This is a genomic window from Plantactinospora veratri (assembly GCF_036421995.1).
In the GTDB taxonomy this organism is placed as follows: Bacteria; Actinomycetota; Actinomycetes; order Mycobacteriales; family Micromonosporaceae; genus Plantactinospora; species Plantactinospora veratri.
The window spans coordinates 266,239-279,558 of record NZ_JAZGQL010000012.1 but is presented as its reverse complement, the minus strand read 5'-3'; the positions used below and the strand labels follow the sequence as shown (position 1 = coordinate 279,558).

At 71.6% G+C, this 13,320-nt stretch carries 12 protein-coding genes and 1 pseudogene; 4 read left to right on the top strand and 9 right to left on the bottom strand.

Annotated elements, in window-relative coordinates; translation table 11 throughout:
* Positions 1-169: 169 nt before the first annotated feature.
* The 8 genes from V1634_RS18040 to V1634_RS18005 form a co-directional block, all read right to left on the bottom strand.
* Positions 170-1,336 (bottom strand): TniQ family protein, encoded by a 1,167-nt coding sequence (locus V1634_RS18040; protein WP_331209014.1) that lies wholly within the window; start codon positions 1,334-1,336, stop codon positions 170-172.
* Positions 1,333-2,385, bottom strand: a complete 1,053-nt coding sequence (locus V1634_RS18035) for an ATP-binding protein (protein WP_331209013.1) — start codon at positions 2,383-2,385, stop codon at positions 1,333-1,335. Before V1634_RS18035 ends, V1634_RS18040 begins: the two co-directional genes overlap by 4 nt.
* Positions 2,382-2,798 carry a hypothetical protein gene (locus tag V1634_RS18030; protein ID WP_331209012.1) on the bottom strand — a complete coding sequence of 139 codons (417 nt, stop codon included), beginning with the start codon at positions 2,796-2,798 and terminating at the stop codon, positions 2,382-2,384. Before V1634_RS18030 ends, V1634_RS18035 begins: the two co-directional genes overlap by 4 nt.
* Positions 2,795-4,411 (bottom strand): integrase, encoded by a 1,617-nt coding sequence (locus V1634_RS18025; RefSeq protein WP_331209011.1) that lies wholly within the window; start codon positions 4,409-4,411, stop codon positions 2,795-2,797. The genes V1634_RS18030 and V1634_RS18025 overlap by 4 nt, the downstream gene beginning before the upstream one ends.
* The gene (locus V1634_RS18020; protein WP_331209010.1) at positions 4,411-5,157 is read right to left on the bottom strand and encodes a TnsA-like heteromeric transposase endonuclease subunit; all 747 of its coding nucleotides are present in this window, start codon (positions 5,155-5,157) and stop codon (positions 4,411-4,413) included. The genes V1634_RS18025 and V1634_RS18020 overlap by 1 nt, the downstream gene beginning before the upstream one ends.
* A gap of 26 nt (positions 5,158-5,183) precedes the next feature.
* The gene (locus V1634_RS18015) at positions 5,184-5,861 is read right to left on the bottom strand and encodes a relaxase family protein (RefSeq protein ID WP_331209009.1); all 678 of its coding nucleotides are present in this window, start codon (positions 5,859-5,861) and stop codon (positions 5,184-5,186) included.
* 776 nt (positions 5,862-6,637) lie between these two features.
* Complete coding sequence (locus V1634_RS18010) at positions 6,638-7,336, bottom strand: class I SAM-dependent methyltransferase (RefSeq protein ID WP_331209008.1); 699 nt, start codon at positions 7,334-7,336, stop codon at positions 6,638-6,640.
* Positions 7,337-7,468: 132 nt separating this feature from the next.
* Positions 7,469-7,828: a hypothetical protein gene (locus V1634_RS18005; RefSeq protein ID WP_331209007.1), complete on the bottom strand. Its 360-nt coding sequence runs from the start codon at positions 7,826-7,828 to the stop codon at positions 7,469-7,471.
* 152 nt (positions 7,829-7,980) lie between these two features.
* On the opposite strand from V1634_RS18005, the gene V1634_RS18000 reads away from it, so the two are divergent.
* The 4 genes and pseudogenes from V1634_RS18000 to V1634_RS17985 all read left to right on the top strand — a co-directional run.
* The gene (locus tag V1634_RS18000) at positions 7,981-8,565 is read left to right on the top strand and encodes a (2Fe-2S)-binding protein (RefSeq protein WP_331209006.1); all 585 of its coding nucleotides are present in this window, start codon (positions 7,981-7,983) and stop codon (positions 8,563-8,565) included.
* Complete coding sequence (locus V1634_RS17995; protein ID WP_331209005.1) at positions 8,562-10,766, top strand: xanthine dehydrogenase family protein molybdopterin-binding subunit; 2,205 nt, start codon at positions 8,562-8,564, stop codon at positions 10,764-10,766. The genes V1634_RS18000 and V1634_RS17995 overlap by 4 nt, the downstream gene beginning before the upstream one ends.
* 111 nt (positions 10,767-10,877) lie before the next feature.
* Positions 10,878-11,312 carry a hypothetical protein gene (locus tag V1634_RS17990; RefSeq protein WP_331209004.1) on the top strand — a complete coding sequence of 145 codons (435 nt, stop codon included), beginning with the start codon at positions 10,878-10,880 and terminating at the stop codon, positions 11,310-11,312.
* A 21-nt stretch (positions 11,313-11,333) separates the two neighbouring features.
* A pseudogene (locus tag V1634_RS17985) lies at positions 11,334-11,791 on the top strand (NmrA family transcriptional regulator); the annotation flags it as partial.
* 83 nt (positions 11,792-11,874) lie between these two features.
* On the opposite strand, the gene V1634_RS17980 reads toward V1634_RS17985, so the two are convergent.
* The gene (locus V1634_RS17980) at positions 11,875-13,272 is read right to left on the bottom strand and encodes an MFS transporter (RefSeq protein ID WP_331209003.1); all 1,398 of its coding nucleotides are present in this window, start codon (positions 13,270-13,272) and stop codon (positions 11,875-11,877) included.
* Positions 13,273-13,320 lie beyond the last annotated feature (48 nt).

The following is a 13,320-nucleotide window of genomic DNA, read 5'->3' as shown; positions in this document are numbered from 1 at the left end:
CAGAGCCGGACCGCCCGGACGGCGGCGTCGAGTATCAAGCGGCCGTCGAGCTGCACCCGTGACTCGGGAACGCCGTATGTCCGGTCCACGTGAAGGTGGCACTAATCGTCGCGCTTGAGCAGTTGCGGTGCCAACTAGGTGCGGACGGCGGAAGCGTTTTCGTCCAGGTTTAGTTGGCACCTTCTTGAGCGGGGTGGCCGAGCGCGGCGATGTCGTCCTCGTCGAGCTTGATCCAGTGAGGGCCTCGGGTGGTGCAGTGCCGTGCTGCCGTTGTGTCTGGCTCGGTTCGGTCGTTGGTCGGGAGGAGCCAGGAGACGATTGGCCCGTTGGTCTGGAATTGTCGCCTTGCCTGGCGTACGCGTTTCAGTTCGTCTTGGTTGTCGGTGCTGGGAGTGCCGTCGAGGGTGGTGGGGACGCGGGTGTCGGGGAAGGTCTTGTCGGGGACGAGGCGTGGCCCGTCGATCATGTTTTCGAGCCAGTTCGCCATGCGCAGGCTGTGGTCGGGGTGGCTGATCAGGTCAGGTGAGCAGCGGATTGCTGTGGCTATGGCTGCGATGACGGCGTCGCGGCTGGTGGCGTTGGTTGGCTCTGGCGAGTCCAGGGGGCGGCGGAACCACGGGAGGGCTTGTTCGGCGGCGGGGCGCCAACGCGTAGTGCAGAACAGTTCGGCGAGGCGGACGATCTCGGGGTAGAAGGCTGCGATGTAGTGGGTGGTAATGAATGGCTGCCCGGTGGGGAAGAGTCGGTAGATGCGCGGGTCGTGCGGGTTGCCTGGGGTGAACGCGCCGCCGTAGAAGTGCAGGTCGATGGTGAACACGAACGATCGGGAGATCGCGTTGTAGGTGGTGCGCCAGCCGTGGCGGCGGACCAGCCGGTCGTGACGACGTTGGCTGTGGACCAGCTCGGGGATCTGTGTGGCGAGTCGTCGTGGTGGGTTGTCGAAGAGGTAGGCCGGGCCGATCCAGTAGCCGTGGCGGGTGCAGAGGAACTGGTGGTGGCGGTGGAGCCTGCGCACCGGGCCGCCCGGGTGTCCGGCGGTGCAGGCCGGGCAGGCGTGTTGTGGGTAGTGGCGGAGTTGTTGCCAGTCGGGTGCCGGGTCGGATAGTTCCGGCAGCGCTCGTTCGAGTGCCTGCCGGGGGTGGCCGGTGGCGGCGGCGATCCGGTTGAGCACGATCAGCCGTCGCGTGCCTGATAGCCGCCGGGCGCTGAGGTTGGTCCAGAGGTCTTCGTAGCGCAGGCCGTGGACGGCGGCCAGGCGGGCGACGTAGGAGTTGAGCGTTTCGTGGTGGGCGGGACGGATCCGGATCGGCAGCCGGGGCGGCAGGGGCTGCGTCATCCGATCTTGGCCGTGCTGGGCCGTTGCCGTGCTGCTGCGGGTCGGGTGGCGTGGTAGGACTCGGCGGCGTGGTCGAGCCGGATGGCGTCGAGGTGGGAGCGGGTGATGCGTTCGGTGCCGTCGAGGATCGCATCGATCGCCGCGCCGCGGACCAGGTGCGACAGGCTGCCGATCATCCCGGCGGTGCGACGGTGCAGGTATTCGTCGTGCTTGGCGAGGCTGCCGGGGATCTGTTGACGCAGGGGCAGGGTGGCTTCCAGGCCGGTGACCAGGGCTCGCCAGGCGGTGCGCTGGTCGGGGCTGCCGTAGGCGAAGCCGGCGGCGGGGATGCTGGTGAACCGGCTGGCGATCTGCCGGCCCCGGGGGCCGGCGAACAGGCCGGCGCGTTCGACGTCGACGCCGGCGTAGACGAACGTCGCGGGTAGCCGCTCGGCGAAGTATTTGAGCTGGTCGGAGACCTCGGCGCCGGATCGCGTGGCGAGGTTGAGGTTGTGCACCTCATCGACGAGGACCAGGTCGACGCCGACCCTGGTGGCGGTGACACAGACCGCGTTGACGACCTCGGTGAGGTTGTTGGCGCGGTTGGTCGCGGCGGGCAGGCCGAGGAAGCGGGCGAACTCGACGGCGAGCAATCTCGGGGTGGCGGCGGGTGGGACGGTGACGTAGACGACCGGCAGCCGGTCGCGTTCATGGGAGTGGCGGCGGCGGACCGCGAGTTCGTGGGCGCGGCCCAGGGCGGTGATGGCGGTGGTCTTGCCGGTGCCGGGGACGCCGGTGACGATCAGCCCGCGTCGGGCGGAGACCTGCCGGCGGTTGAGTAACACGAGACGACGGGCGCAGGCGATGACCTCGGCGACGGTCGGGGTGTTGACCATGACCAGCTCGGACAGGTAGTCGATGCGGGCGTCGTCGTCGCCGGCTGGTGGGGTCGGGCGGTGGTTGACGAACCGTCCCCAGCCTTCCTTGGTGGTCAGCGGGTGGTCGGCCGCCTTGTCCTGGTCGTCGATGTCGGGGCCGATGCGCAGGTGCTGCGGCGCGGGGTCGGTCATGGCCACCTTTCGGCTTCGGCGTCGGCATCGAAGATCCCGAACGCGACCACCGGCGCGTCGGCGGCCGGCTCCTGGACTGGCAGCTCGATGACCTGCGCGTCGGGGACGGCCGGGCGTGATGCGCGGGTGCGGGCGACGACCCGGGCGGTGCTCCGGTCTGGTGCTGGTCCGGTTCCGGCGCGGGTGAGCAGGTCGTCCAGGACGCGGGCGACCTCGGTTTCGTTGGTCGGGTCGAGGCCCTGGTCGGCGGCGAGGCGGCGGGCGTGGCGCCAGATGAAGTCAGCGAACGGGGCGGAGATCATTGGCAGTTGGGTCCATGTGGCGGTGACCCAGCCGTCCGGCGTGCGGACGAATACGTGCGACAGGTCGTAGGGGTCGTAGTGGACCTCCCAGAGCCCGCGTCGGGCGGTCACCCCTGAGTGCTGCCGACGCCAGGGGCCAGGTCCGGGCTGTCGTAGGTGCGGTGCTCGATGCGGATGCCGTAGTCGTTGATCTGCCGCCACTGGACCGGCAGGAGTTCCAGGTAGTCGTTGCCGGACAGGGCCATCGGCAGGTAGCCGGCTGTGGCGATCATGGCGGCGTAGGCGTCGTTGGGCGACAGCGGCCGGCCGGGGGTGTGTGGGTCGTGCAGGCCCTCGTGCGGGCGGGACTGCCAGCCGGCGACGATCCACTCGTCCAGGAGGTCCTGCAACTCGGCCAGGCTCCAGACCGCCTCGTCGGCGACCCGGTCGCCCCGTCGGGTGACGTTGCCGCCGGTGTAGCCGGCGACGTACTGGCAGAACAGGGTGTTGATCGAGGAGAAGGTGCGTTCCGCGATCGCCTTGTCGGTCGGGGTGTGCGGCCGGGCCGGCTGGACCGAGATGCCCAGCGTGGCGCAGGCCCGCAGGAACACCTCGGAGACGAACACCTTCCCGTGATCGATCACGATCGTCTCCGGCGCGATCACCGGCTTGGCCGCCGCCAGCGTCAGCCGCGTGTCGATGTCGACCAGCCGGGCGTGCGGCAGCCGGGAGGCCGACATCCGTAGCGACGGCGACCAGCCCGGCCGCATCGGCTCCGGAACGAGCATCCGGGCCAGCAGCAATGCGGCGTCGACCGCCTTCGTCCCGGCCGGGCGCAGCACTGCCGCCGCGATCGTGCGGGTGGCGACGTCAACCACCATCGTCAACTCCGGTCGGCCGACGACCCCGGAGTCGAGCAGCACCATCACGTCCAACGGGGTGGAGTCGATCTGCACCAGCTCGCCGGGTCGGGCCGCGACGGTCGGGGTGAACGGCCCGTCCGGACGGTTGGCCAGCGACCGGCGGGTCGTCGCCGCCCCGAACGAGTGCCGCCCCGCCGACAACGCGCCGATCAGCTTGTAGAAGGCGCTGCGGCCTGGCAGCGGCACCACCCCGGCGCCGTGTTCGGCCTCCACCGCGGCGACGGCCTTGCGCATCAGCCGCTCCCGGGTGCCGGTCGAGACGTGCGTTTGCGCGTCCAGCTCGGCGCGGATCGCCGCGACCAGCCGTGGATCCGCCCGCCCGGTCGGCTCCCCGCCCCGGGCCGCCCGCTGGTCAACCAACCCCCACAACCCCTGCTCGGCATACCGCACCCGCATCCGCATCACGGTGCGGGCGGACACCGGCTTGCCGCCAGCGGTCAGCTCTTCGGCCTTCGCCGCGTCGCGCTGCTTCATCGTGGTCGACGCCGGGTCGAACCCCGGCCGAGGGAAGGCTCCCGGCGCCGGGTCCGGCGGCAGCCCGGTGATCACCTCGACCAGGTGCCGTTCCCACTCCCGGGCACGGGCCACCGTCTCCGCCGGCAAACTGTCCAGCAGCCCGAACGGCTCCACCCCCACCGGCGCTGGCCCGTCGACCAGCGCGAAGTCCGCAGCGGCGAGCAGGAACGGCAGCAGCACCACCTGCGAGACGCCCGAGCGGGCCACCAGCCGCACCGACGTACCGGCCAACGCCACCACCTGGTGCTCGCCGCCGTCGAACCGCACCCAGTCCCCGACCCGCAGCACCGGCGGACGCCCGCCCATCACACCGCCCCGGCCGTGGCCACCGTCGTGTCCCCACTCAGCGGCGTGGACAGATCGGTGACAAGGTCATGGCGCCAGAGCAGGTGGAACAACACCGGCAGCACCGCCACCGGGTCGCCCACCACCGCCGCTCCGGCCATCAACGGCGTCGGATCCGCGAACACCGCCCGCAACGCCGCCGCCATCTCCGGCAACTCGTGGCGGGGATGGCGGTAACCGGCCAGCCATCGCAGGTTCGCCGCCAGCACCGGGTCCAACGCCCCGACCAGCCGGTACTCCCACCCGACCAGCTCACACGCCCGCCGAGTGGCCTCGAACGCGACCGCGTCCCGCGGCTTGATCCGCCGCACCGGCCGGCAGTCGACCACTAGCCCACCACCACCGGCCAACCGGGCGAAATAGTCCGGGGCGTGCGAACGGGTTCGTCCCTCGTGCTCCCAGAACAGCCAGAGCGGCTGCGACGCGAGCCCGACCACCGCCGACTCGTAGTCCAGCATCATCAGGTGGTCACGCTCCAACCAGGACTCGTAGCCGACGTGTCCACCGGTGCTCGACGACCACCAAAGCCCCGGAAAGTGCCGCTGCCGCTTGTAGGAGGGAAACCGGCGTACCGGTGCGACCGCCTCGAACGGCACCCCCGCCGCGTCCGCCAGCGACGCCCGAACCTCCACCCCGTCCCCATCGACGAACGCCACCTCGAACTCAGCAGTCAACCGGTCGCCCGAGCCCGGCACCACACGCAGCACCCCGGCACCGTACCGAGCCGACAGCCTCAACCCGCTGACCCACGCCACCGGCGCCGCAAAGCCGGCAGAGTCAGATCCCGCGCCAACCGGCCCCCGCCGTACCAGATCACGGCACCGACCGCGCTGCGGTGATCCGCCGTCGCCACCGCGTACCCGTCAGGCCCGCCGCGCCGACCACGACGCGGCTGGACCAGCAGCCCTGCCACCCGCAACCGGTCGAAGAAGCTCGCCTCGTCCACGGCCAAACCCGCCGCCGTCCGGACCTCTCGCCGCAGCCGGTCCCGAGGAACCTCCTCCCGTCCCTGCCGTGCCGCCTTGTTCAGCTCCGCCGGCTCAGGAGGGCGCCCGGCGGAATGCCCCCTGGGCGCCACCCGATGCAGCCCAAACCGCCTCTCCAGATCCCTGGCGGTCGCCTGCGCCCGCACATGGTCATGCCACCCCCACTCCGTCCGACCGTCCTGCCGCACCAACGTCGCCACCAAGTGCACGTGGTTCTCGGCGTGCCGCACCGCCACCCGCCGCACCGCGGCCTCGTCGCCGTGCGGCGCCAGCCCGACCCCGGCCATGATCTCGGCAGCGATTTCCCGCCACTGCCCGTCCGACAGAACCGGGTCGTCACCGTGGTTGTGAACCGAGCAGTGCCAGACCGGCAACGGTGGCGGGTTCACCCCCGCGTGCACCGGCTGCTCCAACAGCCCGATCAAACGCCGCACCTCACGCCGGCCCGCAGCGTCCATGACCGGTCGCAGCCCCGCCAGGTCCCCGGCGAAGGCCCACGCCGCCACCAGACGCGGATCCCGATGATCCCCACTCTCACCGGGGCCGAACAGGTAACGCAGCAACCAACCCACCGACGTCCCCCGCCGGTGCACCTTCGGGATCAGCCCCGCCTCCCGACCCGACGTAGCAGCCGATCGAGCACGACAGCAGCATCGTCCAAGCGCTGCACCGACCGCACGCACAACCCGATCACGCCGTCCGTCGCTGGCCCGCCGTCCGCCACGGTCTGATCCAGGTCCGCGCTAAGCCGATTCACCGCCGTCCGAGCCGCGAACAACTCCCGCTGCACCTGCGCCAACTCGGCCCGGCTCACACCCTCCACCACCGGCTCGCCCAACTCGGCCGCCGCCCCCGCGCAGCCGCCTGCGCCACGTACCCCGTCGGCGTCAAACCCGCCAACCGCGCCGCAGCAACCAAATCGTCGTGCTCGTCCTCGCCGAGCCGCACACTCACCCGACGCTGACGACCCGTGGACAAGCGCTGCCGGTTCCGCCCCTGCCGGGAGCCGCCTCCATCAGCCGTCATCCGGTCGAGACCGGCGCTCCTTCGGCGCCGTCAGCCCCAACCCCGAACTCAGCCGCCAGCCGACCGTGAAGATCTCGTACCACGTGCAGCACCCCGGCACCCTACCGAAACCGGTGCCAACTACATCCGAACGGCATCACCACCGATGCCTGGGTCAGTGGACTTGGCCGGGATGCTAGGGCCGGCGGTGTGCAAAGAGGACCGCTCCTGGAAGGCTCTCGTCGAGGCCGAGCAGCATCTGGGCCTTGACCGTGAATCCGGCATCGCGCAGCCAGGTCGCCATCCGGTCCGGCTGACGGCGGTGCACGTAGACCTTCATCGGATGACCGCCGTAGCCTTCCGTCTTCAGCCGTGACTCATCTCCGACGTGAAAGCCGAGCAACAGAGGTCCATCGGGACGCAGCACCCGCCGAAAGTGGCCAAGAACCGCCGGGATCTCGTCGTCGGGGATGTGGATCAACGACCAGAAGGCGAGCAGGGCAGTGATCGAGGCGTCAGCGAGTTGTAGGTCCGTCATCGAACCCACCTCGAACCGCAGGTCGGGGTGCTCCCGCCGAGCGATGTCGATCATCGCGGGTGACAAATCGACGCCGAAGGCATCGACGCCCAGCTTATGCAGGTGGGCAGTGACATGGCCTGGTCCGCAGCCCACGTCCGCCACCGGGCCACCGCCGGCGGCGTGGACCAGATCGGCGAACAACGCCAACGCCGCGAGCAGATAGGGCTCCCCAGCCAAAGCCACCCGTGTGTAGTCGGAGTAGCTGTCGGCGACCGTGTCGTAGGAGATCCGGATGTCTGCCAACCAGTCGTCCGCTCGCCTGCTCCGTGACCCAGAAGTGCCGCCGCCTTCCAACCGCGTTCCGGTATCCGTCATCGTTCGGCTCCTCCTCATGAACTGGCGCGGACGCGTAGGTCTCGGAAGCCGCGCACGCTACCAGTCTCCAAGCCAACTTCGGTGAACCGAGCACCCACCTTCGAGGTTTGACACCGCTCTGGCCGTCACCAGCTACAGCGAGACAGACGCCAGATGTCGGAGACCGGAGACCAGTGCCAACACAATCCGGACGGTGCCACCGCTGGTGCCAACAACCGTGGACGGTGCCAGCTTCAAGTGGACCGGACACTGTCGAAGGCCGGGGCGGCGATCCGGCGTCCGGAGCACGGCGGTCACGGTGAACTCGAAGCCCTCGGGGTACGCGAGCAGGCCGGTGATCGCGATCGCGGCGCTGTCGGTGTGTGCCAGCAGGCGATGCTCGGCCACGACGCCTGGAAACACGGCCTCGGGCTTCATCCAGGCCGGACGGGGTGGCGCGGGCGGTTCCGGCTGTGGATCCGGTGCGACGGCCGGACGGTCGAAGAAACCCATACCGGCCACGTTCGCACAATCCGATCCGCGGCGGGCGGACCGGCGGTGGCCGGGTTGACGTCCGCCCCGACGTAGGCGAGGCTGCTGCAACCGATTGTGGATCATCGTCCCGAGGGTGTGCGGGACACCCGAGACGCCGGGAAGCCTGGGGCATGGAACAGACATTCGAGTTGACCGTCAACGGCGAACGCCGGAAGGTCGACGCCGACGCCGACAGCTCCCTGCTGCACGTGCTGCGCGAGGTACTCGGCCTCAAGGGCTCCCGCTTCGGCTGCGGTCAGGGCCTCTGCGGCGCCTGCCTCGTCCTGTTGGACGGCCGCCCCGTGCCGTCCTGCGACACCCCGCTCTGGTCGGTCGCCGGCCGAGCGGTCACCACCGTCGAAGGGCTCGCCGACGGCGACGTACCGCATCCGGTCCAACGGGCGTTCCTCGACGAGCAGGCCGCACAGTGCGGATACTGCGTCTCGGGGATCCTGGTCAGCGCGGCGGCCCTGCTCGCCGCGCAGCCGCAGCCGGACGAGGCGACGGTCGCCGCCGCGCTCGACCGACACCTGTGCCGCTGCGGCGCCCAGCGGCGGATGATCCGCGCCGTGGTCCGGGCCGGACAGTCCATGGTCGACGGCTCCGCCGCGAACAGGACCAGCACCAGCCAGGCAGGCACGGGCGACGCCGGTGGCACCGGGGCGGATCCTGCTGACCGAGGCGACGGGGTGGCGGCAACGGCGGTCGAGCGATGAGCGCCGACGGGAACGGCGGCCCAACGGTGAGCGCCGACGGTCCGGAGGTCGCCCCCGACCTGCCACCGCTGCCCCGGGGGGTGCTGGCCAACCCACGGCTCGCCCGCTGGATCACCGTGCACCGGGACGGTACCGTCACGGTCCGGGTCGGCAAGGTCGAAGTCGGCCAGGGCATCCTCACCGCGCTGGCCCAGCTCGCCGCCGACGAACTCGACGTCGACATCGCCGCCGTCCGGATGGCGGCGGCCAGCACCGCCGAGGGGCCGGACGAGGGACTCACCGCCGGCAGCCTCTCCGTCGCCGACTCCGGTGCCGCGGTCCGCCAGGTGTGTGCCGAGGTACGGGCCCGCTTCGTCGCCGAGGCGGTGCTGACCCTCCCCCTCGATCCGGAGACCGTCACGGTCCAGGACGGGGTGATCACCGACGCGGCCGGCGTACGACGCACGTCCTACGGGGAACTGTCCGAGCGGGTCGACCTGGCTCGGGAAGCGACCGGGGCGGTCCGGCCGAAGCCGGTGCGGCAGGCCCGCTGGGCGGGTACCAGCGTGCCCCGGCTGGACCTGCCCGACAAGCTCGCCGGCCGGCCACGCTTCATCCAGGATCTCGCCCTGCCGGGGCAGCTCTCCGGCCGGGTGGTGCGGCCGCCGTCACCGGCGGCGACCCTGGTCGAGGTCGACACCGCCGCCGCCCGCGAGTTGCCCGGCGTGCAGGCGGTGGTCCGGGACGGCGACTTCCTCGGCGTGGTCGCCGAGGGCGAGGCGAACGCCGAACGGGCCGCCTCGGCACTTGCCGAGGGGGCGCGCTGGCACGAGGAGCCGACCCTGCCGGACGAGGACGACATCTCCAACTTCCTCCGGGAGGGTCCGGCCGAGTCGATCCCGGTACCCGAGCCCGGCGGCGCCGCCCGGCAGGGCGCAGCGGTAGGACATGCCGGCGGGCCGGTCGTCCGGCGGTTGCGGGCGAGCTACAGCCGGCCGTTCCTGGCCCACGCGTCGATGGCGCCGAGCTGCGGTGCCGCCCGCTGGGCCGAGGACGGTACGGCGGTCGCCGTCTGGAGCCACAGCCAGGGCATCCACGGGCTGGGTCGGGCGATCGGCGCGGCCCTGGAACTCGACGCCGACCGGGTCGACGTGCGACACGTCGAGAGCGCCGGCAGCTACGGCCACAACGGCGCGGACGACGCCGCCTTCGACGCCGTACTGCTCGCCCGGGCGGTTCCCGGCCGGCCCGTGCACGTGCGGTGGAGCCGCCGCGACGAGCTGACCTGGGCACCGTTCGGCTCGGCGATGGTGGCCGAGGTCCAGGCCGGTGTCGGCGCCGACGGTACGGTGCTGACCTGGAGCTACGACGTGTGGAGTCAGGGGCACACGGCTCGGCCCGGTTACGCCGGCAGCCCCGGACTGCTCGCCTCCACGCACCGGGACCGGTCCCGCCCGACGCCACCGGCGGCCGATCCACCGGCCTGGGGCGGCGGCGGGACGACCCGCAACGCCTGGCCGATCTACACCTTCCCGGAGCGCCGGATTCACGGCCACCGGGTGCTGCGGACCGCGCTGCGCTCCTCGTCGCTGCGCTCGCTCGGCGCGTTCACCAACGTCTTCGCCATCGAGTCCTTCATGGACGAGTTGGCCCTGGCGGCCGGTACGGACCCGGTGGCGTACCGGCTGGCCCAGCTCGTCGACCCCCGGGCCCGGGAGGTGGTCTCCACCGCCGCCGCGCTCGGCGGCTGGCAGCGACGCGGTACGGAGGAGAGTGTCGGCTACGGCATCGGCTTCGCCCGCTACAAGGACCGGGGTGCGTACTGCGCGGTGCTGGCGGAGGTGGAGGCCCGGCACGAGGTACGGGTACGCCGGCTGACGCTGGTCGTCGACGTGGGTCGGGTGGTCAACCCGGACGGGGTCCGTAACCAGATCGAGGGGGGTGCCGTCCAGGCGACCAGTTGGACGCTGAAGGAACGGGTCCGGTTCGACCGCTGGCGGGTCACCAGCGCGGACTGGGAGAACTATCCGATCCTGCGCTTCGGTGAGGTGCCGCAGGTCGACGTACACCTGGTGGATCGCCCGTCGGAGCCGTCGGTCGGCGCCGGCGAGGCGGCACAGGGCCCGACGGCGGCCGCCATCGCCAACGCGGTCGCGGACGCGCTCTCGGTCCGGGTACGCGACCTGCCGATCACCGCCGACCGCATCGTCGCGGCGCTCTAGGCACCGGCGGGTCGTCGGCGACCCGCACTGCGTGGGCAAGCGCTTTCCTATCCGAACGGCTTCGCACCTCGTGTGCGACTGCCGCACCTGGCGGATCGATAGCCTTCGGTCATGCGAGGCTCGCGGGAAGACGACGGTTCGGCCGAACTCGACGACGTCGAGCGCCGGCTACGCGCGATCCGGGACGACCCGGAGAAGTCGACGACGCTCCGGGAGCTGGCCCGGTACCAGCTTGAGCGGATCGCCGCGCTGCGGGCCGCGCGCACCGGCAGCGGTACCCCCGCCGTGACGGTGGACCGGCTCGGCCCGTTCCGGTTCTCGGCGATCCCCGCGACCGGCATCGTCAGCATCGAGATCGACCGCGCGGAGCACCTCGCTCCGCTGGTGACGGTCGTCTCGGCCGACGAGATCCGCCAGTTGATGCCGCTGTTCCAGCGCCTCCGCGACCATGCCGCGCGCGGCGAGTCGACCCGGATCGACGTCCGGGAGGCGTTCCTCGAACTCCTCGGGCACGACCCGTTCGACGACCAGCTCGACGACCGCTGACGGCCGACCGCCGCAGGCGTGTGGTTCAACCAGAGCTTCGACGAAGGCGAGTTGCTGGCGCCGCTGCGCGACGGCGAACTCCTGCTGCCGGTCGGTGACGTCGGAGAGCCCTTCGTCGACGCCGACGACATCGCCGAGGTGGCCGAGGCGGCGCTGACCGGGGACGGTCACGTGGGCCAGCTCTACGAGCTGGCCGCCCCCGGCTGTTGACCTTCGCCGAGGCCGTCGCCGAGATCGCCGAGGCGGCCGGCCGGGAGATCCGGTTCCGGACGATCCCCGTCGAGGAGTACGCCGCAATGCTGGCGGAGCAGAAGCTGCCGGCGGAGGTGGCAGCACTGTTGACGTACCTCTTCGTGGAGGTGCTGGACGGGCGCAACGCGCGGCTGGGCGACGGGGTGCGGCGGGCGCTCGGCCGCGAGCCCCGGGACTTCCGCGACTTCGCCCGGCGGGCCGCCGCGACCGGGATCTGGTCCGGGTGACGCGCCGCCCCGGGGCCGGGCCGGGGCACCCGGGGCGGGGCGCGGCGACAGGCCAGCGCGGGACGACGGCGGGGCAGGGCTGGTCAGACCCGGACGACCGGCTCCGGGATGGCGGGGTCGGCCGGCCCCGTCGCCGCACCGGTTGGCTCCGCTGGTACGTCGAGCGACTCTGCCGGTACGTCGACCGGCTCCGTCGGTACGTCGAGTGGGTGCGCCAGTTCGTCCTGCGGCATCCGGGCCAGCACGATCGCCAGCCCGGCGAGCGCGGCGGGCAGCAGGCCGGCGAGCGCGAATGTCGTACCGAGGCCGATGCCGGTGCTGACCGGGCCGGCGACGGCCATCGACAGCGGCATGAAGACCAGCGAGACGAAGAAGTCGAGGCTGGAGACCCGACCGAGCATGTGCGGCGGAACCCGGCGCTGGAGCAGGGTGCCCCAGATGACCATCGGGGCGGAGAAGCAGATCCCGACGGCGAAGACCGCCACGGCGATCACCCAGACCTGGCCGGCGACGCCGACCACGGCCAGCGGCAGGCAGCCCAGCCCCCAGAGGAGGTTCATGATGGTCAGGTACCGCCGGGGCATCCGGAACGCGGCCATCCCCAGTGAGCCGATCGCGCCGCCGATGCCGAACGCGGCCATCACCAACGCGTGGTCGCCGGGGCCGCCACCGGCCCGGTCCTTGATCACGAACGGGATCAGCACCTCGATCGGCCCCATGATCAGCAGGATCAGGATGGAGGCGTAGAGGAGCGTGGCGAGCAGCCAGGGAGTACGGCCCATGTAGGCGAAGCCGTCGCGCAGGTCGATCAGCGTCGAGCGGACCGGATGGGCCGCCGGTGCGGCCTGGTGGTGCCGCAGCGGCACCGGACGCAACGCCAGCAGGAACGCCACACCGACGACCTCCAGCACGGTCACCACCAGCAGCGCGGCACCGGGTGACCAGGCGGCGATCAGCACGCTCGCCAGGGCGGGCCCGGCGGCCTGCATGATCGTCGGCCGCAGCATCCCCTCGACACCGTTGGCCGGCATCAGGTCCTCGGGCGGCAGGATCGAGGGCAGCAGTGCCGAATATGCCGGAAAGTGGAAGCCGTTCCCGACCCCGATCAGCAGCGCCACCGCCGCGAGCTGCCACAGCCGGAGCTGATCGGTCACGGCCAGCACCGAGACCAGGCCGATCGCGACGGTACGGCCGCCGGCCACCGCCAGCAGGATGCGGCGCTGCGGGACGCGGTCCGCCAGTACCCCGCCGAGTAGCGTGGTGACCAGCATGCCGGCCGCCATCGCGGCGGAGACGAAGGAGAGTTCGCCCGGCCCGCCGTCCATCTCGATGACCTGCCAGACGACGGCGATCATCCACACCCCGGCGGCGAAGAGCGACATCGTCAGGGCACCGGCGAGGAGCTGGTACTGCCCGTTGCGGAACGGGCGCAGCGGCCCGCGCAGCCAGCCCGGTTGGCTCTCCCCCGTGGCGCCGTCCATCCCCGTCCCCCTCGTGTCACGACCGCTCGATGATGTCACTGCCCGAAC

Excerpts from the sequence above, each read along its gene's own strand:
- V1634_RS18040 (WP_331209014.1), bottom strand. The coding sequence starts at position 1,336 with ATGACGCAGCCCCTGCCGCCCCGGCTGCCGATCCGGATCCGTCCCGCC.
- V1634_RS18035 (WP_331209013.1), bottom strand. The coding sequence starts at position 2,385 with ATGACCGACCCCGCGCCGCAGCACCTGCGCATCGGCCCCGACATCGAC.
- V1634_RS18025 (WP_331209011.1), bottom strand. The coding sequence starts at position 4,411 with ATGGGCGGGCGTCCGCCGGTGCTGCGGGTCGGGGACTGGGTGCGGTTC.
- V1634_RS18010 (WP_331209008.1), bottom strand. The coding sequence starts at position 7,336 with ATGACGGATACCGGAACGCGGTTGGAAGGCGGCGGCACTTCTGGGTCA.
- V1634_RS18005 (WP_331209007.1), bottom strand. The coding sequence starts at position 7,828 with ATGGGTTTCTTCGACCGTCCGGCCGTCGCACCGGATCCACAGCCGGAA.
- V1634_RS18000 (WP_331209006.1), top strand. The coding sequence starts at position 7,981 with ATGGAACAGACATTCGAGTTGACCGTCAACGGCGAACGCCGGAAGGTC.
- V1634_RS17995 (WP_331209005.1), top strand. The coding sequence starts at position 8,562 with ATGAGCGCCGACGGGAACGGCGGCCCAACGGTGAGCGCCGACGGTCCG.
- V1634_RS17990 (WP_331209004.1), top strand. The coding sequence starts at position 10,878 with ATGCGAGGCTCGCGGGAAGACGACGGTTCGGCCGAACTCGACGACGTC.
- V1634_RS17980 (WP_331209003.1), bottom strand. The coding sequence starts at position 13,272 with ATGGACGGCGCCACGGGGGAGAGCCAACCGGGCTGGCTGCGCGGGCCG.